This window comes from Thermopolyspora flexuosa (assembly GCF_006716785.1).
Lineage (GTDB): Bacteria > Actinomycetota > Actinomycetes > Streptosporangiales > Streptosporangiaceae > Thermopolyspora > Thermopolyspora flexuosa.
Map to the genome: position 1 here is coordinate 963235 of NZ_VFPQ01000001.1, position 19447 is coordinate 982681.

Sequence of the window (19447 nt, forward strand, 5' to 3'; positions counted from 1 at the left end):
CGATTCGGCCGATGTGCCGGAATTTCCCTCTGGTATGAGGGTGTGGCCTGCCAGAATGCGTACCTAGTCGTGTCCGCCGGCGCCCCTGGGCTCCCCCGGTGGACGCGTCGGCACAACCCCGAGCCGCGAAAGGTGATCCATGACCGCCGTGCGCCCGAGGCGTAGAGCCCCTCGGAACGTGACAACACGCCGATTCGGACGCTGGCCGATCGTCGTGGGCGCCGTGCTCGCCGTGCTCGTCGCCTGCTACGCGGTCCCCGCCGTGGTGCTGGCGGGGGAGATCCCGCCCCGCACCACCGTCGCCGGGGTCGACATCGGCGGCTACTCGCCGGAGAGCGCCGAGCGCGTCCTCGCCCGCGAGCTGCAGGACGAGGCCACGCGGCCGCTCATCCTCCGGGCCGGGAAGAAGACGCTCCGGCTGTCGCCCCGCCAGGCCGGGCTCTCCATCGACACCGCGGCGACCGTCGCCGACGCCGAGGGCTCGCTCTCCCCGGCCGGGGTCGCCAAGGCCCTGTTCGGGAGCAACGAGGTACGGCTGCGCGTGAAGGTCGACCGCGAGCGCCTCGACGCCGCGATCGCGAACCTCGCCAAGCGCATCGACGTCGCCCCGCGCAACGGCGCCATCCGGTTCGTGGGCACCAGCCCGCGCGTGACCCAGCCCCGCAACGGGATCGCGCTCGACCGGGAGGCCGCCGCGCAGGCGATCATCGACGCCTACCCGCTGCAGCGGGAGGTGACCCTCCCCACCAAGGTGGTGCCCCCGCAGGTGTCGGCCGCCGCGGTACGGCGGGCCGCCGCGACCGCGCGCCGGGCCGTCGCCGGGCCGATCACGCTCACCAACGGCGGCCGCAGCGCCACGGTCACCCCCGAGATGATCGCGCAGAACCTGCGCTTCGTGCCGGACGGCAAGGGCGGCCTGCGCCCGCGGTTCAACGCGAAGAAGGTCGCCACCGAGGTGCAGGACAAGCTCGTCGACGGCGCGCAGGCGCCCAAGGACGCGTCCTTCAGGATCGTGAAGGGCAAGCCGGTCGTGGTGCCGCACCGCGTCGGGCTGGGCGTGGACGCCGGGGCGCTCCAGAAGGACGTGGAGCAGCTGATCACCGGCGGCGGGAGCCGTACCGTCCAGGTGTCGCTCACCAAGGCGCAGCCCGCGCTCACCACCGAGAAGGCGCGCAAGCTCGGCATCCGGGAGAAGGTGTCGTCGTACACCACCTACTACCCGTGCTGCCCGCCGCGGGTGACGAACATCCACCGCATCGCCGACATCCTCAACGGGCACCTCGTCATGCCGGGCGAGACGTTCTCGCTGAACGGCATCGTCGGCAGGCGGGACAAGGCCCGCGGCTTCGTCGAGGCGCCGATGATCCTTAACGGCCGGTTCGTCAACGACGTCGGCGGCGGCATCAGCCAGTTCGTGACCACCATGTTCAACGCCGTGTTCTTCGGCGGCTTCGAGGACGTGCAGCACACGCCGCACATGTACTACATCTCCCGCTACCCGGCGGGCCGCGAGTCCACGGTGTCCTACCCGCAGCCGGACTTCCGGTGGCGCAACGACTCGCCGTACGGCGTGCTCATCACCACGTCCTACACGAACACCTCGGTGACCGTCACGTTCTGGAGCACCAAGCGGTACGACATCGAGTCGCAGAGCTCCGGCCGGTACAACATCCAGCCGTACAAGACGCTCACCGACTCCGGGCCCGACTGCATCCCGATGGAGGGCGCCGAGGGGTTCTCCATCGACGTGTGGCGGATCTTCAAGAAGAACGGCAAGGAGGTCCGCCGGGAGAAATTCCACACCGTGTACGCCCCCGAGCCCAAGCTCACCTGCGAGAAGGAGAAGAAGGAGTAGGGCCGTCCGGGCCGCGCACGCGCACGGGAAGGCCCGCGTCCCCGGTGCGGGGCGCGGGCCTTTTCCGTGATCTGGATGGGTGCTCAGGAAGAAGGCTTCACAAGTCCGTGCTCGATCCGGCCACGGCGGGCCGGGCGCCCATCCGCGGCCGCGTCAGTGGCGGGCGAAGTTCTGCGTCCAGAAGAGCTTGCCGCCCGAGCCCTCCGCCACGCCGACGCCGATGTGGGTGAGGTTGCAGTTGAGGATGTTGGCGCGGTGGCCGGAGCTCTTCATCCAGGCGTCCACGACCGCCGCGGCGTTCGGGTGGCCGGCGGCGATGTTCTCCGCGGCGGAGCTGAGCGGCGAGAACCCGGCCGCCTTGATGCGCTCCACGAAGCTCGGCTCACCGGGCAGCTGGTGCTCCATGCGGTTCTGCTGCGCCATCAGCTTGGAGTGGTTGAGGGCGGCCGTGCGCAGCGCCGCGTCCGGGGTCAGCGGGTTGCAGCCCGCCGCCTGGCGGTGCTGGTTGGTGAGCCGGATGACCTCCTGCTCGGCGGCGGTGCCGATCGCCTTGGAGCCGCCCGTGTTCCCCGAGCCGCCCGTGCTGCCGCCGGTGCCCGCGTTGCCGTTGTTCGAGCCGTTGCCGGTGCCGTTGCCGGCGCCGTTGTTGTTGCCGGCCCCGGTGCGGTTGTCGAAGCCCGTGGTCGAGCCGCAGCGCAGGCGGATCGGCTCGGACTTGGCGAAGTTGCCGTCGCTGTCGGTGACGACGACGTAGAACGAGCGCGTCCGCAGGGTGCAGCGTACGGCGAAGTTCAGCGCCCCGTCCGCGCGCAGGGTCCGCTTGGCGCGCTTGACGACCCGGTCCGGGCCGAACCGCTCGAACCGGAGCTCGGCGCGCAGGATGGTGGGTTCCTCACACCCGGTGCGCTCCACCGTGCCGCGGATCGCGGTGCGCGAGGACACCAGGCGGGTCACGGCGACCTTGCACGCCTGCGCGTCCGTTCCCGGGGTGGCGGTGGCGGTCGGGGTGGGGGTCGGGGTCGGATTAGGGGTCACGGCTGGGGTCTGCGCCTGGGCGGCGGACATCGGGGCGATCATCGCCGCCGCGCCGCCGATGCACGCAAGTGCCCGAACAATTCGCCGCATATGGATCCTCCAGGGCGGGTTTGGCGTCCACTGAAACCCGAATTGTGGCCTGGACACATCGGTCATGTCCTGAGAATCGGGATTTTTCTGTGCCTGGAGGTAAACGCGTTGCCGCTGGTACGCGTCAGGAGGGCGGATGGTTCAAGTGATTTACGTCAAATTTAGGTAGATCATTTTGCTGCCCTATATACGCAGTGTGCGGAGAGCCGGTTCAAAACGATCAGTAAAGGATCGGTAGATTCTTTCCCTGTTTCCCGGTCGCGCGTGTCGTCCACGGCTCGGCGCGCGTCCGCGGGCGACGGGCCGGAGGAGGTACGGCCGGCACACGGCGGCCGATGCGGCGACCGCGGCGGGCCGTACGGGATGGCGGCCGGGGTACGGCCCGGCGGGGGCGGGGATCCCCGGCGCGACGGGGAGGCGGCGAAGGGCCGCCGGTGCGCGCCGGCCGCGGTGAGGCCGAGCGAGGGAGCGGGTCCTCCGGACACACGTGAGCCCGTGCCATCGGCCGATGCCGGCGGCGCGGGCTCACGGTGGGGCGGCGGCAGGCCGCCCGAAGCGCTGATCAGGCCGGGTGACGCGCCACGATGCGGGCGTCGGGCCCCGGGAAGACGAGGGTCTCGTGCTCCTGGCCCTCCCAGCGGACGACGTAGGGCGGCGAGCCGTCCTCGTGGCGCAGCGCCACGATCGTCCCAATCCGGCGCGGCTCGTCCAGATGCATGCTCTCGATCACGATCTGGTCGCCGACTGCTGCCTTCATGATCGCTCCCTTGCTCGGCTCATCCTCAGTCTCGGCGCCGGGGCGGGGGACGAGCCAGGGTCGGAGGCCCTCAGCCACGTGGCCAAAGTCCCTACCGGGCCCGCCGGACCCGCCCCGTGCCTCGGGCGGACCCGATGAGATCGGGACGATCCAGCGCTTACCCCACCGAAGGTCAACAAAGCAGGGCAACGACCAAGATCTGTCAAGAAGTTGTGAAATAGCGGGTGAATCTCCAATTTGCACGGGACTTTCGACCCGGGCAGGAGGACCAAAGCCCCTCACCGTGTAGATCGGCCGGCGGGAGGGTGGAGGTCGGGTCGCGGTCATCATCAGGCCCTTTCCACGACCGTCCGTACGCATCGACCGTCCGTACACATCCCGCAGGCCACATGAGGTGGACTCCATGACGACCGGTGCCGCATCGGCAACCGTCGCGACGACCCGAGGACGGATCACCGCCCTGGTACTCGCGACGCTCGGCTTCGCGGTGAACTTCTGGGCCTGGGCGCTGCTCAGCCCGCTCGGCCCTGTCTACAAGGAGCTGCTCGATCTCACCCCGTTCGAGGTGTCGGTGCTCGTCGCCGTGCCGGTGATCGTCGGATCGCTCGGCCGCATCCCGCTCGGCGCGCTCACCGACCGGTACGGCGGGCGGCTCGTCTTCGGCGTGACGAGCCTGCTCGGCGTGGTCCCCGTGGTCTTCCTCGCCTTCGCGGCGAACTACCCGGCGCTGCTCGCCGGCGGCTTCGCGCTCGGCCTCACCGGGGCCACCTTCGCCATCGGCGTGCCGTTCGTCAACGAGTGGTTCCCGCCGGAGCGCCGCGGCCTCGCGCTCGGCGTCTTCGGCATGGGCAACATCGGCACCGCGATCTCCGGGTTCGCCACCCCGTGGCTCGCGGACTCCTTCGGCCGCCAGGTCCCGTTCCTGGCCGTCGCCGCCGCCCTCGTGCTCATCGGGGTGGCGTTCCTGCTGCTCGGCCGGGACGCGCCCGGGCGGCGGGCGGCGACCGAGCCGTTCCTCACCCGGTTTCTCCGCGCCGCGCGGCTGCGCGCCACCCAGGAGCTCGCCGCGATGTACGCGCTCACCTTCGGCGGGTTCGTCGCGTTCGGCGTGTACCTCCCGCTCTACCTGCGCGAGGTGTACGGCCTGACCACCGCGGACGCCGCGGCCCGCGCCGCCGGGTTCGTGGTGCTTGCCACGATCGCCCGCCCGGTGGGCGGCTGGCTGTCCGACCGCCGGGGCGGCGTGCCCGTGCTGAGCGCCGCGCTCGCCGTCGTGGTGGCCTGCGCGATCGTCGTGTCCTTCGCCCCGGCGATGCCGCTCGCCACCGTCGGCTTCCTCAGCATGGCGGCCGCGCTCGGGTGCGGCAACGGCGCGGTGTTCGCCCTCGTCGGCCGGGAGGTCCCGGTCCACATGGTGGGCAGCGCCACCGGCGTGGTCGGCGCGGCGGGCGGGCTCGGCGGCTTCCTGCCGCCGATCGTGATGGGCCTGATCTACCAGGCGACCTCGTCGTACGCGGTCGGGCTCATGCTGCTCGCCACGGTCGCGGCCGCGGCGACCGTCTACAGCCACTTCGTTATGCGGTCGCCGCAGCGGGCATGACCCGGCGATTGACGGAACCTTGGCAACGCAGATGACGCATCGGACCACTCACCAGCGACAGGGAGAGGGGCGGACATGGCGGGCATGGACGGACCGGTGAGCGAGGCGCTGCTCCGGCTCGGCAGACATCTACGGCCCGGCGAGACCGGCCCCGACCTGCGCACCATCCACAAGTCCGGCGGGCGCGACGGCGACGTCTTCTACCGGGACCGGTGGAGCCACGACAAGGTGGTGCGCTCCACCCACGGGGTGAACTGCACCGGATCCTGCTCCTGGAAGGTGTACGTCAAGGACGGGATCATCACCTGGGAGACCCAGCAGACCGACTACCCGTCCGTCGGCGCGGACCGCCCCGGCTACGAGCCGCGCGGCTGCCCCCGCGGCGCGGCGTTCTCCTGGTACACCTACTCGCCCACCCGGGTGCGTTTCCCGTACGCCCGGGGCGTGCTGGTGGAGATGTACCGCGAGGCCAAGGCCCGGCTCGGCGACCCGGTCGCCGCCTGGGCGGAGATCACCACCGACCCGGACAAGCGCCGCCGCTACCAGTCGCAGCGCGGCAAGGGCGGGCTGGTCCGGGTGAGCTGGGACGAGGCCGTCGAGATCATCGCCGCCGCGCACGTGCACACGATCAAGACCTACGGCCCGGACCGGGTCGCCGGGTTCTCCCCGATCCCCGCGATGTCGATGGTGTCGCACGCGGTCGGGGCCCGGTTCATCTCGCTGATCGGCGGCACCATGCTGTCGTTCTACGACTGGTACGCCGATCTGCCGGTGGCCTCGCCCCAGGTGTTCGGCGACCAGACCGACGTGCCCGAGTCGGCCGACTGGTGGGACGCCGCCTACCTCATCCTGTGGGGCTCGAACGTGCCGGTCACCCGCACGCCCGACGCCCACTACCTCGCCGAGGCGCGGTACCGCGGCCAGAAGGTCGTGGTGATGTCGCCCGACTACAGCGACGCGACGAAGTTCGCCGACGAGTGGCTCGCCCCGCACCCCGGCACCGACGGCGCGCTCGCCATGGCGATGGGGCACGTCATCCTCAAGGAGTTCTTCGTCGACCGGCAGGTGCCGCGGTTCGTCTCCTATGTCAAGCGGTACACCGACCTGCCGTTCCTCGTCCGGCTCGACGAGCGTGGCGACGCGGTCACGCCCGGCAAGTTCCTCACCGCCGCCGACCTCGGCCATGAGGGCAGGGAGGCCGCGTTCAAAACCGTGCTCATCGACGGCGCCACCGGCGAGCCCGTCGTCCCGAACGGCTCGCTCGGCTTCCGGTTCGCGCCCGACGGCGAGGGCCGGTGGAACCTCGACCTCGGCGGCGTCGACCCGCTGCTCACCCTGTACGGCACCGGCGACGCCGAGCACGTCGAGGTGGCGCTGCCCCGGTTCGACGGGGCCGAGCCCGGGGTGCTGCGCCGCGGCGTGCCCGCCCGCCGGATCGCCGGCCACCTCGTCACCACCGTCTACGACCTCGTGCTCGCCCAGTACGGCGTGGCCCGGCCCGGCCTGCCCGGCGAGTGGCCGGCGGGCTACGACGACCCGGCCGTGCCGTACACCCCGGCCTGGCAGGAGCGGATCACCTCGGTGCCCGCAGCGCGGGCGGTGCGCATCGCCCGCGAGTTCGCCGACAACGCCGAGCGGTCCGGCGGCCGGTCGATGATCATTCTCGGCGCGGGCACGAACCACTGGTTCCACTCGGACACGATCTACCGGGCGTTCCTCGCGCTGGTGACGCTCACCGGCTGCCAGGGCGTGAACGGCGGCGGCTGGGCCCACTACGTGGGGCAGGAGAAGTGCCGGCCGATCACCGGGTGGGCGCAGCTCGCGTTCGGGCTCGACTGGTCCCGGCCGCCGCGGCAGATGATCGGCACCGCGTTCTGGTACCTGCACACCGACCAGTGGCGGTACGACACGTTCGGCGCCGACGTGGTCGCCTCGCCGCTCGGGCGCGGCCTGTTCGCCGGGAAGGCCACCGCCGACCTGCTCGCCCAGTCGGCGCGGCTCGGCTGGATGCCGTCGTACCCGACGTTCGACCGCAACCCGCTCGACCTCGCCGACGAGGCCGCCGCGGCCGGGGAGGAGCCCGGGGCGTACGTGGCGCGCAAGGTCGCCGCCGGGGAGCTCGGCTTCGCCTGCGAGAACCCGGACGCGCCGGAGAACTGGCCGCGGGTGCTCACGATCTGGCGGGCGAACCTGCTCGGCTCGTCGGCGAAGGGCAACGAGTACTTCCTGCGGCACCTGCTCGGCACCGACGGCGCGGTGCGCGCCGCCGAGGCCGGGCCCGAGCACCGGCCGACGTCGGTGACCTGGGCAGACGAGGCGCCGCGCGGCAAGCTCGACCTGCTGCTCTCGCTCGACTTCCGGATGACGTCGACGACGCTGTTCAGCGACATCGTGCTCCCGGCCGCCACCTGGTACGAGAAGCACGACCTGTCGTCGACCGACATGCACCCGTTCGTGCACGCGTTCACCCCGGCGATCGACCCGCCGTGGCAGACCCGCACCGACTTCGCCGCGTTCCACGCGATCGCCAAGCGGTTCGGCGAGCTCGCCCGCGAGCACCTGGGCGTGCGCACCGACCTGGTGGCGGTGCCGCTGCTGCACGACACGCCGGACGAGCTCGCCACCCCGCACGGCGCGGTGCGCGACTGGCGGGAGACCGGCGAGACGCCGGTGCCGGGCCGCGACTTCCCGAAGATCGTGGCGGTGGAACGCGACTACGGCGCGGTCGCCGAGAAGATGGCCGCGCTCGGGCCGCTGCTCGACCGGCTCGGCGCCACCACGAAGGGCATCACCTACCAGGTCGGCCCGGAGATCGAGCGGCTCGCCCGGGCCAACGGCACGGTACGGCACGGCGTCGCCGCCGGGCGGCCCGCGCTCACCCGCGACGTGCACATGTGCGAGGCGATCCTCACGCTGTCCGGCACCACGAACGGGCGGCTCGCCGCCCAGGGGTTCGCCGCGCTGGCCCGCCGTACCGGCACGGACTTCGCCGGGCTCGCCGACGAGCACCGGCGGATCACCTTCGCCGACACCCAGGCCCGGCCGGTGCCGGTGATCACCTCGCCGGAGTGGTCGGGCAGCGAGACCGGCGGCCGCCGCTACTCGGCGTTCACCATCAACGTCGAGCACCGCAAGCCGTGGCACACGCTCACCGGGCGGCAGAGCTTCTACCTCGACCACGACTGGATCCAGGAGGCCGGGGAGGCGCTGCCGGTGTACCGGCCGCCGCTCAACATGGGCGCGATGTTCGGCGAGCCCGCGCCGGGCGGCACGGCCCCGGTGAACGGCTCGGCCGAGGGGGTGGTGGTCCGCTACCTCACCCCGCACTCGAAGTGGTCGATCCACTCCGAGTACCAGGACAACCTGCTCATGCTCACCCTGTCCCGCGGCGGCCCCACGATCTGGATGAGCCCCGCCGACGCGGCCAAGGCGGGCATCCGCGACAACGACTGGGTGGAGGCGGTGAACCGCAACGGCGTGGTCGTCGCCCGCGCCGTCGTCTCGCACCGCATGCCCGAGGGGACCGTGTACATGTACCACGCCCAGGAGCGCGTGGTGGACGTGCCGCGCAGCGAGACCTCCGGCCGCCGCGGCGGCATCCACAACTCGCTCACCCGCCTGCTGGTCAAACCCACCCACCTGATCGGCGGGTACGCCCAGCTCTCGTTCGCGTTCAACTACCTCGGCCCGACCGGCAACCAGCGCGACGAGATCACCGTGATCCGCCGCCGCGCCCAGGAGGTGGCGTACTGATGAAGGTCATGGCCCAGCTCGCCATGGTGATGAACCTCGACAAGTGCATCGGCTGCCACACCTGCTCGGTCACCTGCAAGCAGGCGTGGACCAACCGGGCGGGCACCGAGTACGTCTGGTTCAACAACGTCGAGACCCGGCCCGGCCAGGGGTACCCGCGCACCTACGAGGACCAGAGGCGGTGGAAGGGCGGCTGGGAGCTCACCCGGCGCGGGCGGCTGCGGCTGCGCTCCGGCGGGCGGCTGCACCGGCTGCTGACCATCTTCGCCAACCCGCTCATGCCGTCCATCCAGGACTACTACGAGCCCTGGACGTACGACTACGACCGGCTGTTCACCGCGCCCGCCCAGGACGACGTCCCGGTCGCCCGGCCGCGCTCGCTCATCACCGGCAAGGAAACGAAGATCACCTGGAGCGCGAACTGGGACGACAACCTCGCCGGCGCGCCCGAGCTCGCGGCCGGCGACCCGGTGCTGCGCAAGGTGTCGGACAAGGTGCGGCTCGAGTTCGAGCGCGCCTTCATGTTCTACCTGCCGCGCATCTGCGAGCACTGCCTCAACCCGTCCTGCGTCGCCGCCTGCCCGTCCGGGGCGATGTACAAGCGCTCCGAGGACGGCATCGTGCTCGTCGACCAGGACCGCTGCCGCGGCTGGCGGATGTGCGTCACCGGCTGCCCGTACAAGAAGGTCTACTTCAACCACCGCACCGGCAAGGCGGAGAAGTGCACCTTCTGCTACCCGCGGGTCGAGGTGGGCATGCCCACGGTCTGCTCGGAGACCTGCGTGGGCCGGCTGCGCTACATCGGGCTCGTCCTGTACGACGTGGACCGGGTCGGCGAGGCCGCGGCCACCCCGGACCCGAAGGACCTGTACGAGGCGCAGAAGGGCGTGTTCCTCGACCCGCACGACCCCGAGGTGATCGCGGCCGCCCGGGCCGAGGGCATCCCCGAGGACTGGCTGGAGGCCGCCCGCCGCTCGCCGGTCTACCGGCTCATCTTCGACTTCGGCGTGGCGCTGCCGCTCCACCCGGAGTTCCGCACCATGCCGATGGTCTGGTACATCCCGCCGCTGTCCCCGGTGGTCGACGCGCTCGTGGAGACCGGGCACGACGGCGAGGACGCCGGCAACCTGTTCGGCGCGATCGACGCGCTGCGCATCCCGGTCGAGTACCTCGCCGAGCTGTTCACCGCGGGCGACGTCGAGCCGGTGCGCGCCGTGCTGCGCCGCCTCGCCGCGATGCGCTCGTACATGCGCCGCATCAACCTCGGCGAGGAGCCGGACGAGTCGATCGCGCAGGCGGTAGGCATGACCGGGGAGCGCATCCAGGAGATGTACCGGCTGCTCGCGATCGCCGCCTACGAGGAGCGGTACGTGATCCCCACGGCGCACGCCGAGCAGGGCGCGCGGTTGGAGGAGTCCGACCTCGGCGGGTGCAGCCTCGACTACGCGGGCGGCCCCGGGATGGGCGGGCCGTTCGGCGAGGCGTCCGGCCGCGTTGCGCCGGTCGCGGTGGAGACCTTCCACGCGCTCAAGGACCGCACCACCTCCGGCGCCCTCGCCACCGGCCGGGACGACCTGCGGGGCCGCGTCAACCTGCTCAACTGGGACGGCAAGGGCCTCCCCGAGGGCCTGTTCCCACCGAAACGCGCCTCCGGCGGCACGGGGGAGGGGGAGTCATGAGCCGGGCCGACGGCGACGGGCGCGTCGCGGTCACCCACCAGGTGGCCTCGGTGCTGCTCGGCTACCCGGACGAGCGGTTGTACCAGGCCCGCCCGGTGCTCCGCGAGGCGGTCGCCGGGCTCGGCGACGGCGAGGCGGCCGAGCGGCTGGCGGCGTTCCTCGACCACCTCGACGCCACCCCGCAGGCCGAGCTCGCCGCCCACTACGTGGACGTCTTCGACTTCAAGCGGCGCTGCTGCCCGTACCTCACCTACTACACCTGCGGCGACACCCGCAGGCGCGGCATGGCGCTGCTCCGCTTCAAGCACGCCTTCCGCGCCGCCGGATTCGAGATCGCCGACGGCGAGCTGCCCGACCACCTCGCCGTGGTGTGCGAGCTGTCCGGCCGCGGCGCCGTACGCGAGGCCTGCCGCCTGCTGCGCGAGCACCGCCCCGGCATCGAGCTGCTGCTGCGCGCCCTGGAGGCGGAGGGCTCGCCGTACGCGCACGTCGTCGCCGCCGTCCTCGCCACCCTGCCGCCGCTCGGCGTCCGCGACCGCGAGGCCCTGTACCGGCTCGCCGCGCAGGGCCCGCCCGCCGAGGAGGTCGGCCTCGAACCGTACGGCGTCACGCCGCCGCCCGTCGCACACCTGGAGGAGCACCGTTGAACGCGCTCGACGTCGCGCTGTGGGTGGTGGCCCCCTACATCGCGCTGACGAGCTTCGTGCTGGGCCACATCTGGCGCTACCGATACGACAAGTTCGGCTGGACCACCCGCTCCTCCCAGCTCTACGAGTCCCGCCTGCTGCGCATCGGCAGCCCGCTGTTCCACTTCGGCATCCTCATCGTGCTGCTCGGCCACGTCGTGGGCCTCGTCGTCCCCAAGTCGTGGACCGTGGCGCTCGGCATCGGCGAGGAGGCGTACCACCTGCTCGCCGTCGTCCTCGGCACCGTGGCCGGGTTCTGCACCGTGGCGGGCCTCGCCATCCTCATCTACCGCCGGCGTACGGTCGGCCCGGTGTTCACCGCGACCACCCGCAACGACAAGCTCATGTACGCGGTGCTCGCCGTCACCATCCTGCTCGGCCTGTACGCCACGGTGGCCGCGAACCTCGTCGGCGGCGGGTACGACTACCGCACCACGGTCTCGCCCTGGTTCCGCTCGATCTTCTACCTGCGGGCGCAGGGCGAGCTCATGGCCGACGCCCCGCTGCTGTTCCAGCTCCACGCGCTGAGCGCCCTGGTGCTGTTCGCGATCTGGCCGTTCACCCGCCTGGTCCACATGCTCACCGCACCCATCGGCTACCTCACCCGGCCGTACATCGTCTACCGCAGCCGCGACGACCGGCGTGGCACCCGCGCACCCCGCCGCGGCTGGGAACCGTCCCGCTGACCGCCCACCCCACACCCGCCCGTGCCGCGCCGTACGCGGGCACGGGCGGGCCCGGTGGGCGGGCGCCGGCGCCTGCGAACGTGATCAGTCCAGGTCGGCTCGGCCCGCTGCGCGGCGGCCGAGCGACGTCCGTATCGGGCGTGAACGCGGAATTGTCGTACCCGAGAACTACGATGCCGCGCCGATGTGAGACGTTCGCCCTCCCCATCGGCCGGAGAAAAGGCGGTCCGGTGGACCTCTCCGGCTGAAGAGGGCGGACGTCTGACGTGAAAGAGAGGGGCGTCCGTGACGGAGGCGTGGACGGACCTGCGCCACGACGATCCGAATCTGGAATCCGACATGGTCTACGTGGGCGTGGGCGATGCGATCGTCCGTCTGGGCAGGCGCACCGACGATGATCCGTCCCCGATCTTCTGGTGTATCGACCGGCGCGATGACCACCTCGCGGACGGGGCGTTCCGGGACATGGCCATGCTGCGGATGGTGCCACCCGGCGACGCGGTGCAACGGATCATCGCGTTCGTCAGGCGGCGAGACGCCTTCGACATGCTGCGCTCCTGGCCGGCCGTCGCGGCGGCGGGCTGGAAGCCGGAAGACGTCCACGAGTTCCTGGTCGAGTGCGCCGAAGGACCGCGGGAGGACGTCGCGGAGGCGGCGCGCGACTCTCTGGCCGGCGGACACCGCACGCCTTCGATCCTCTAGCGCGGAGAACAGGTGGCCATCGAGCCGTCCGAAGCGAGGCACCCGGGTCATGACGACCTGCGCTGCTCGACGTGTCCCCGGGAAGGGACGTGCCCGCCGTGATCCGCATGGCCGTACGGGCCGAACGCGACGGCCTGGACGGCCGGAAGCGGGCCGGCGTCGAACCTTTCGTACACGAGCCGACGTCACTCGAAGCGTCGGCAGGAACAAGAGCAGTGGAGACGGCATGGACGACACGAGCTTTCTCGGCAGCTACACGGTCGGCACCGACGCGGGAATGTGCTGCCTCTGGCAGCCCGAGCACTTCGCCCATGTGACGAGCTACGACGTCTGGGAGGACGCCCTCGGGAACGATCCCGCCATCGAGAGATCCATCGAGGCCGGAGCGTTCGTCCCGCTCTACCTCCACAGCGACGGGGTCTACCAGGTGACCCTCCGAACCGGCGCGCGAACTCCCCGCGAGAAGCGCTACACCACGGCCTCGTCGGAGCCGTACCTGCTGGTGTCGAAGGGAGCCGTGGCGCTCAGCGGCATCGAGGCGGTGGGAGCCGACCTCGACGCGGCCGAGACGATCGCCCTCGCCCCGGGGCGGTACGCGGTCGAGGTTCACCTGATCGACTGGCAGGCCGAGCCGGGCTCGACCGACGCGGACGGCAACGCGGTCGACGGCGCCCTTCCCGACTTCGTCGTCGAGATCAGCCCCGAGCCCGACCCCGCGCCGCCGTACCGGAGAACCGTCGAGACCTTCGACCTGCCGGAGGAGTGACGCGGTGGCGTGCGTCATGGCCGGACTCCCGGCCGCGGCCCTCCGGCCTGGCGGACGCCGCGGCAGGGCTCCGCGCCACGCTGCCGGGGGTGAGCCGTACCCGCTGGGGAGGGCGCCGGCCGCCATCGATCCGTCCTCGCCGAAGGACGCGGAGGACCGAACCATGCGCCACCTGAGAGTCCTCTGGCACCACGATCACGATGACGAGCCCGTGGAGATCTACAGCGAGCTGGACGACGAAGGTTACGAGGTCCGGAAGGTCGAGGTCTTCCGGAACGGCCGTCACGACCACGCGGACGCCGGGACCTCGACCGGACGGACCGGGTCGGCCGAGGTCCCGATCCCCGGCATCGAGGAGATCGCCGAGCTGGACGAGTTCACGCCGATGTGGGTGACCGCCGAGGAGTTCGAGGCGGTCTGGCGCAAGGCGATCGCGTCACACTGATCGGTCCGGCCCTGCCGGCCGGATGCCGGGCACAGGGAATTGTCGTACCCCGCCCCTACGATGCCGCCGTCGGCGTGAGACGTTCGACCTCGCCACGGCCCGGAGAACGGCCGTCGTCTCGTCGGACGACATGCCGGGGGAAGCGGGCGGCGTCGCCGCCATGCGCCTCCGGTATGGGCGTTTCCCGCTGCTTCGGCCGCGGATCAGGCCCTCCGGACGGGACCGGCGTATCGGGTGTGGGGTGTCGAACCTTTCGTGTGCGAGCCGAAGTGACCGTGCACGGATCGCTCTGATCTTGGACTGACGTATCGAGGTGAGCGATGGACGACGAGAACCTTCTGGGCAGCTACACGATCATGACCGATGCGGGCATGTGCGCTCTCTGGCAGCCCGAACACTTCGCTCATGTCGGCGACGACGAATGGGCCGATGTCCTCGGCACCGACGCCGCGATGGAAAGCTGCATCGAGGCGGGGGTGTTCGTCCCGCTCAACATCGGAAGCGACGGCGTCTACCGGGTGGTCCTCCGAACGGGTGAGCGGACCGCCCGGGAGAAGCGCTACACCCAGCTCTCCTCCGAGCCGTACCTGCTCGTCTCGAAGGGGGTCGTGGCGCTCAGCGGCGTGGAGTACATCCTCGGCCAGGAAGAGGCCGAAAAGATCGACCTGGCCCCGGGGAGATACACGGTCACGGTCCATTGGATCGAATGGGAGGCCGAGCCGGGATCGGTCGACGCGCGAGGAAAAGTGACCGGCTCGGCCCTGCCCGATTTCGTGGTCGAGATCACCCCCGAACGCCGGCCCGCGCCGACGTACCGCAAAAACGTCAACACCTTCGACTGGGACGAGTGGGTTCGCCGCATCTTGCGCGACAAGGAGTGAGGAGGGGCGGCCGTCGCCACCGCGTCCGGCGCCGGGACGGCGCCCGGATCCGCCCCGGCGTCGGCCGGTGAGCCGCCGCTCACCGATGCGTGTGAGCACTTCTTTGATGTGCCTCGAATCAATGTCATGATCATCAGGCTTGAGCCACCGCATGGCGTGCCGCCGCTCCTCATCGGCATGTCGATCGACGAGTCGCGCGACGCCGTGGCCCTCTGGGGTGATGTCGAGGAGCTTCCGGCGACGCCCGGCAGGGCGTTCGCGCTGCGCGCCCGGGACGAGGATCTGACCCGGGACGTCTTCGCCTACTTCGAGGACGGCGCAGGCGGCGGCGTCACGGCCGTCGAGGTGTGGCGGCCGGAGCCGGCCACGCGGCCCGGGGCGAACGTGCAGGTGCGCTACGGCGAGCTGGACGTCTTCGGCCTTCCCGCCGACGACGTTCTCCGCATCCTGCGGGACCGGGGTGTCGAGGTCGACGAATCCGATCCCTTCTATCCGAGCTGCCCCCGGCTCCTGTTGGGGTTCAACCGGGAGGGCGGTGCCCACGCCGACGAGGAGACGGGAATGGCGCGATTCTTCGAGTCGGTCCTCGTCTCGTATCCCGGCTACGACGACCCCGAGCGGCTCGCCGCGGAGCGCATGCGCCTCGAGGAGGACTTGCGCCGGCATGGGATCGTGCCGCCGCGATGAAAGGCCGACGGATGAAGTGGATAGAGGCGACGGGCGGCCCGGTCGTCCTGATCGCCCGGGACGACGTGCCGCTATGGACGGGCCACGAGGGCGACTATGACCGGGCGTGCGAGGTCGCGGTCAAGGGCGTGCAGCGTGTCTTTGAGATATCCGACTACATCGAGGCGCAGGCGCTCCGGCGCGCCCTTCTGGATTTCAAGCTCGACTGCCCCGATGCGGCCGAGACGCTCGCCTCGGATCCGGTGTTCGCCCGAATCCTGAACAGGCTTTCCGAATCGCTGAAAACCGTGTACGACGGCCGGGGAGAGGTGCCCGCGAGAAGATGGCGTGAACAGCACGAATCGTGGTCCTCACTGGCGGAGCGGGAGTACGACAAAAAGGTCCGCGTGAACTATGCCCGCAGAATGCCCCGGTGGCATGAGTGGAGCGAGGAGGACCGACGTGAGGTGCTCACGATTCTGGCGGCTCCGTACATTCTCGATGATGAGATGTTGCAGGAGCTCCGCGCCGTGGTGAGCCGAGCGTCCGAGGAGGATTGATGGCCAGGGATATGTCCGCGCCGGCGGTGTTGCGTTTGGCGAGGGACCTCGGCGTGGTCCCTTCGAACGCCGAGGTGACCCGAAGAGGTGGGGTGAACTGGGTATCCGGGGAGTTGGAGTATTTTGGATGGGTCATGAAGCGTGTTCCGGGTCGACTGACCTGGGGCCTGAATGTAGGCGATGCGAAGTTCGGGCCGCTTATGAGCGAATATGGGCGAATGGTCGTGTGGATTCGCGGCCCGCGTGATGAGTTCCCTGTCCCCAAGCGGCCGGATGATCACTTGATCGAGTGGCTCCAGGAAGGGTTGGGGAAAGCGAAAGAATTCGTGGCCGATCGTAAGGACCTCTGCGTTCTTTTCGCGTCGCCGGAAGACGTATGGCGGGGAGACCTGTATGCGTGGCTCCCGCCGTCCAACTATCCGGCTCGGCTGGTCAAAGCCTTGGTGCTGGCGCGTGATATCGGCAATCCTGAAATGGAAGCGCAGGTCATGGGGCGGCTGAGGCGAGAGAGAAAGGTTGATCCCAGGACCGGAGAATTGACCGACGTCATGACCGAGGCCAGAAGCTGGGCGCGTCAGTTTTCGGCCGTACTCGGGTTCGATATCCCGCTCCAGTAAAAGATGCGGCTTGACCGGAAACGACGACCGGCCGACGCTTGCAACGGTGCGGCTGAACCGAATCCGCTGCTGTGGGCGGAGCACCTGGACTTCAACGATTGTTCACCCTGGACGCGAACTCCCCGGAGGAGATACCGCTGATGGCTTCACAGATGGGCGATACGCTCAGGCCGTGGCCTGATGGAACGCGAGTACGTAGGCACGTGGTGTGATAGGAGGCTCGATGAACCCCCTGAGACGGCTCGCGGAACTGGGATCGGCGCCGTTGGGAGGTCCGCTGCAGGAGCAGAACGGTGTCCCGAATATCCTTCGACCGCTCCTGCTCATGAAGAACGGGTTTTACGCCTTCGAGTCATCCCTGCACGTCTACCCTTGGGGAGGCGGGCCCGGAAGCGGTGAGTTTTGGAATGACCCACGCCTTTGGCGGGAGGAGTACGGCGACGCGGTCGCAGGACTGACTTTCTTTGCGGAGGATGCTTTCGGATTTCAATTCGCCACCGATGGCGATGCGATTTTCTCTTTCGATCCGGAGGTGGCGGAACGTGAACGAGTGTCCTCTGATGTCATGGAATGGGCGTCCCTTATATTAGAGGACTTCGAGGTGCGAACCGGATTTCCGGTCATGCATGAGTGGCAAGTTCACAACGGCCGTATATTGCACGGTCACAGGCTTGCTCCCGCGACGCCGTTTTTTCTTGGCGGAAAATATGAAGCTCGTGAAATGCGTATGATGGAATCCGTCGGCTTGATGCGGTTCAGAGCGAACGTCTATCGCCAAGTTAAAGATCTCCCGGACGGGGCGAAGGTCCGTATCGTGGTCGATTGGGATTCCGGGGAATCCTGATCATTCGATCGGCCGGACACGTGCCGCCGCCTTTCGCTCGAGATGAGGAGAGCGGGGAGACGTGTATTTTTCGGCGAGCGGACGTTTTCCTTGGCTATGTATCGCTTGACTCGGGCGGTCTGTATGGATTCAGGCGGGTCTAGAGACTGCGAGCTTGGTTTCGTGGGACACGACGATCCCGTGATGGCGGTGAAGCGAAATTACATTGCGATGGCGAACTTGGAGCCGTTTGATTTGCCTAGTCTAATTGAGTGGATCTGGCTCTGAGAGGTGTCCGAGGGAACCCACGAGGTTCGCTGTATACCATTCATTGTTTACGGGGTGGCGCTGTTGGATCTGGTGAAGCTGGATCCGGACGGTCGCCTGGTCGAAGAAGTCATCCGGCCATCGGGACGTCGTGTGATGCGCATGCTGTCGATCCCGTCCGCGATGGAGACCGACCTGAAAGAAGAACTGAACTCCCTGCTGCGGAACGGAAATCTCCTCCACGAATGGAACGGGGATAGGAACGCGGCCATCGACGTGCCGCCAGGGGCCAACGGCGACGAAGTGGTGCGGCTGGCGGCCGAAGCCGAACGAAAAGAATTGGCCTACTGGGAGTGGGCCGACGTGAAGCCTTTTGCCTTCGAGTATATAGACCTCAGAAAACCTGAGCCGGAAGGCGGGTAGACTTACTCAGAATTCAAAAGAATGGAAGAGGTTCCCGTGAGATGGCCAGAGAGATGTCCGCTCCGGCGGTGTTGCGTTTGGCGAAGGAGCTCGGCGTGGTTGCTTCGAGCGCCGAGGTGACCCGAAGAGGTGAGGTGAACTGGGAATCTGGAGATTTGAAGTACTTTGATGGGTCATGAAGAGTGTTCCGGGTCGGCTGACCTGGGGTCTGAATGTAGGCGATATGAAGTTCGGTCCGCCTATGGAGCGATATGGGCGAATGGTCGTGCGGATTCGCGGTCCGCATGATGAGTTCCCTGTTCCCAAGCGGCCGGATGATCTCCTTGTCAAGTGGCTCCAGGAAGGGCTGGGGAAAGCGAAAGAATTCGTGGCCGATCGTGCTGACCTCTGTGTTCTCCTCTCGTCACCCGAAGACGTATGGCGGGGAGACCTGTATGCGTGGCTCCCGCCGTCCAACTATCCGGCTCGGCTCATCCAGGCCTTGGTGCTTGCGCGTGATATCGGTAGCTCTGAATTGGAGTCGCGGGTCATGGAGCGGCTGAGGCAAGGGAGAAAAGTTGATCCCAGGACCGGAGAGCTGACCGATGTTATGACTGAGGCCAGAAGCTGGGCGCGTCGGTTTTCGGCCGTTCTCGGGTTCGATATCCCGCTCTAGCAAGGGTCTTGCTTGGCCGGAAAACGACGGCCGGCCGATGCGTGCAACGGTGTGTCTAAACCGAAAGCCGGTGCTGTGGTGAGGAGTTGTGGTGGCCAGGCGCCCCGGTCCGGTGTGGACCAGGGCGCTTTGCGTGTCGTCAGGTGAGGCCGAGGATGGTGAGCACCGTCCGGGCGGTCTGGCCGCCTTCCTCCTCGGCTATGGCGAGGGCGGCGGGGACGTTGAGGTCGTCGAGGAGGGCGCGGACGGCGGCCTGTTCGGCGGCCGGTGAGGACGTGTTGCGGCCGGTGGCGGTGTGCAGGCGGTCGAGGTGGGCGGCCGCGGCCTCGAGGGCGGCGGGGGAGTAGTCCCAGTCGGCCGACCAGGGGCGGTTGATGAGCAGCGGTCGCAGGGCCGCGCGGCGGAACAGGCACGAAGCAGGCCGGCGGTGACGATACCCCGTCCGCGAGATCCGCTTTCTCCCCGTTCGCCGGACATGATCTGAAGATCGTGAAAGGGCGA

General features: G+C 69.3%; 18 protein-coding genes. 16 read left to right on the plus strand and 2 right to left on the minus strand.

Going from position 1 to position 19447, the window contains the following annotated elements:
• The first annotated feature begins 178 nt into the window (after positions 1-178).
• Positions 179-1855 carry a VanW family protein gene (locus FHX40_RS04270; RefSeq protein WP_170198702.1) on the plus strand — a complete coding sequence of 559 codons (1677 nt, stop codon included), beginning with the start codon at positions 179-181 and terminating at the stop codon, positions 1853-1855.
• Positions 1856-2008: 153 nt separating this feature from the next.
• Here FHX40_RS04270 and FHX40_RS04275 read toward each other — a convergent pair whose 3' ends face one another.
• Complete coding sequence (locus tag FHX40_RS04275; protein ID WP_170198703.1) at positions 2009-2920, minus strand: CAP domain-containing protein; 912 nt, start codon at positions 2918-2920, stop codon at positions 2009-2011.
• Positions 2921-3542: 622 nt separating this feature from the next.
• Entirely contained in the window at positions 3543-3737 is a 195-nt protein-coding gene (locus FHX40_RS04280; RefSeq protein WP_142258405.1) for a DUF1918 domain-containing protein, read from the minus strand.
• A 403-nt stretch (positions 3738-4140) separates the two neighbouring features.
• Between FHX40_RS04280 and FHX40_RS04285 the strand changes: the two genes are divergently transcribed.
• The 15 genes from FHX40_RS04285 to FHX40_RS24925 all read left to right on the plus strand — a co-directional run bounded on the left by FHX40_RS04285 (position 4141) and on the right by FHX40_RS24925 (position 19217).
• The gene (locus FHX40_RS04285; protein ID WP_142258406.1) at positions 4141-5337 is read left to right on the plus strand and encodes an MFS transporter; all 1197 of its coding nucleotides are present in this window, start codon (positions 4141-4143) and stop codon (positions 5335-5337) included.
• Between the two features lie 75 nt (positions 5338-5412).
• Complete coding sequence (locus tag FHX40_RS04290) at positions 5413-9090, plus strand: nitrate reductase subunit alpha (RefSeq protein WP_142258407.1); 3678 nt, start codon at positions 5413-5415, stop codon at positions 9088-9090.
• Positions 9090-10769, plus strand: a complete 1680-nt coding sequence (narH, locus tag FHX40_RS04295; RefSeq protein ID WP_142258408.1) for a nitrate reductase subunit beta — start codon at positions 9090-9092, stop codon at positions 10767-10769. Before FHX40_RS04290 ends, narH begins: the two co-directional genes overlap by 1 nt.
• Positions 10766-11416: a nitrate reductase molybdenum cofactor assembly chaperone gene (narJ, locus tag FHX40_RS04300; protein ID WP_142258409.1), complete on the plus strand. Its 651-nt coding sequence runs from the start codon at positions 10766-10768 to the stop codon at positions 11414-11416. Before narH ends, narJ begins: the two co-directional genes overlap by 4 nt.
• Positions 11413-12141, plus strand: a complete 729-nt coding sequence (gene narI, locus FHX40_RS04305; protein WP_142258410.1) for a respiratory nitrate reductase subunit gamma — start codon at positions 11413-11415, stop codon at positions 12139-12141. The genes narJ and narI overlap by 4 nt, the downstream gene beginning before the upstream one ends.
• Positions 12142-12426: 285 nt before the next feature.
• A complete protein-coding gene (locus tag FHX40_RS04310) occupies positions 12427-12843 on the plus strand; it encodes a hypothetical protein (protein ID WP_142258411.1) in 417 nt (138 codons plus the stop codon).
• 226 nt (positions 12844-13069) lie between these two features.
• Entirely contained in the window at positions 13070-13609 is a 540-nt protein-coding gene (locus FHX40_RS04315; RefSeq protein WP_142258412.1) for a hypothetical protein, read from the plus strand.
• A 163-nt stretch (positions 13610-13772) separates the two neighbouring features.
• Complete coding sequence (locus tag FHX40_RS04320; RefSeq protein WP_142258413.1) at positions 13773-14054, plus strand: DUF6881 domain-containing protein; 282 nt, start codon at positions 13773-13775, stop codon at positions 14052-14054.
• Positions 14055-14374: 320 nt separating this feature from the next.
• Entirely contained in the window at positions 14375-14935 is a 561-nt protein-coding gene (locus tag FHX40_RS04325; RefSeq protein ID WP_142258414.1) for a hypothetical protein, read from the plus strand.
• A 126-nt stretch (positions 14936-15061) separates the two neighbouring features.
• Positions 15062-15622: a hypothetical protein gene (locus tag FHX40_RS04330; protein WP_142258415.1), complete on the plus strand. Its 561-nt coding sequence runs from the start codon at positions 15062-15064 to the stop codon at positions 15620-15622.
• A gap of 11 nt (positions 15623-15633) precedes the next feature.
• Positions 15634-16161, plus strand: a complete 528-nt coding sequence (locus FHX40_RS04335) for a hypothetical protein (protein WP_142258416.1) — start codon at positions 15634-15636, stop codon at positions 16159-16161.
• A complete protein-coding gene (locus FHX40_RS04340) occupies positions 16161-16778 on the plus strand; it encodes a hypothetical protein (protein WP_142258417.1) in 618 nt (205 codons plus the stop codon). Before FHX40_RS04335 ends, FHX40_RS04340 begins: the two co-directional genes overlap by 1 nt.
• Before the next feature lie 223 nt (positions 16779-17001).
• Positions 17002-17622 (plus strand): SMI1/KNR4 family protein, encoded by a 621-nt coding sequence (locus tag FHX40_RS04345; RefSeq protein WP_142258418.1) that lies wholly within the window; start codon positions 17002-17004, stop codon positions 17620-17622.
• A 270-nt stretch (positions 17623-17892) separates the two neighbouring features.
• Positions 17893-18291: a DUF4265 domain-containing protein gene (locus FHX40_RS04350; protein ID WP_142258419.1), complete on the plus strand. Its 399-nt coding sequence runs from the start codon at positions 17893-17895 to the stop codon at positions 18289-18291.
• Positions 18292-19079: 788 nt separating this feature from the next.
• Complete coding sequence (locus FHX40_RS24925; RefSeq protein WP_170198704.1) at positions 19080-19217, plus strand: hypothetical protein; 138 nt, start codon at positions 19080-19082, stop codon at positions 19215-19217.
• Positions 19218-19447: the final 230 nt, after the last annotated feature.

What these genes read in the sequence shown, in the direction of transcription:
- FHX40_RS04315 (WP_142258412.1), top strand. Translation starts at nt 13,070, where the DNA reads ATGGACGACACGAGCTTTCTCGGCAGCTACACGGTCGGCACCGACGCG.
- FHX40_RS04335 (WP_142258416.1), top strand. Translation starts at nt 15,634, where the DNA reads ATGAAGTGGATAGAGGCGACGGGCGGCCCGGTCGTCCTGATCGCCCGG.
- FHX40_RS04285 (WP_142258406.1), top strand. Translation starts at nt 4,141, where the DNA reads ATGACGACCGGTGCCGCATCGGCAACCGTCGCGACGACCCGAGGACGG.
- FHX40_RS04320 (WP_142258413.1), top strand. Translation starts at nt 13,773, where the DNA reads ATGCGCCACCTGAGAGTCCTCTGGCACCACGATCACGATGACGAGCCC.
- narJ (WP_142258409.1), top strand. Translation starts at nt 10,766, where the DNA reads ATGAGCCGGGCCGACGGCGACGGGCGCGTCGCGGTCACCCACCAGGTG.
- FHX40_RS04280 (WP_142258405.1), bottom strand. Translation starts at nt 3,737, where the DNA reads ATGAAGGCAGCAGTCGGCGACCAGATCGTGATCGAGAGCATGCATCTG.
- FHX40_RS04340 (WP_142258417.1), top strand. Translation starts at nt 16,161, where the DNA reads ATGGCCAGGGATATGTCCGCGCCGGCGGTGTTGCGTTTGGCGAGGGAC.
- FHX40_RS04330 (WP_142258415.1), top strand. Translation starts at nt 15,062, where the DNA reads ATGATCATCAGGCTTGAGCCACCGCATGGCGTGCCGCCGCTCCTCATC.
- FHX40_RS04290 (WP_142258407.1), top strand. Translation starts at nt 5,413, where the DNA reads ATGGCGGGCATGGACGGACCGGTGAGCGAGGCGCTGCTCCGGCTCGGC.
- FHX40_RS04325 (WP_142258414.1), top strand. Translation starts at nt 14,375, where the DNA reads ATGGACGACGAGAACCTTCTGGGCAGCTACACGATCATGACCGATGCG.
- FHX40_RS04275 (WP_170198703.1), bottom strand. Translation starts at nt 2,920, where the DNA reads ATGTCCGCCGCCCAGGCGCAGACCCCAGCCGTGACCCCTAATCCGACC.
- narH (WP_142258408.1), top strand. Translation starts at nt 9,090, where the DNA reads ATGAAGGTCATGGCCCAGCTCGCCATGGTGATGAACCTCGACAAGTGC.
- FHX40_RS04345 (WP_142258418.1), top strand. Translation starts at nt 17,002, where the DNA reads ATGAACCCCCTGAGACGGCTCGCGGAACTGGGATCGGCGCCGTTGGGA.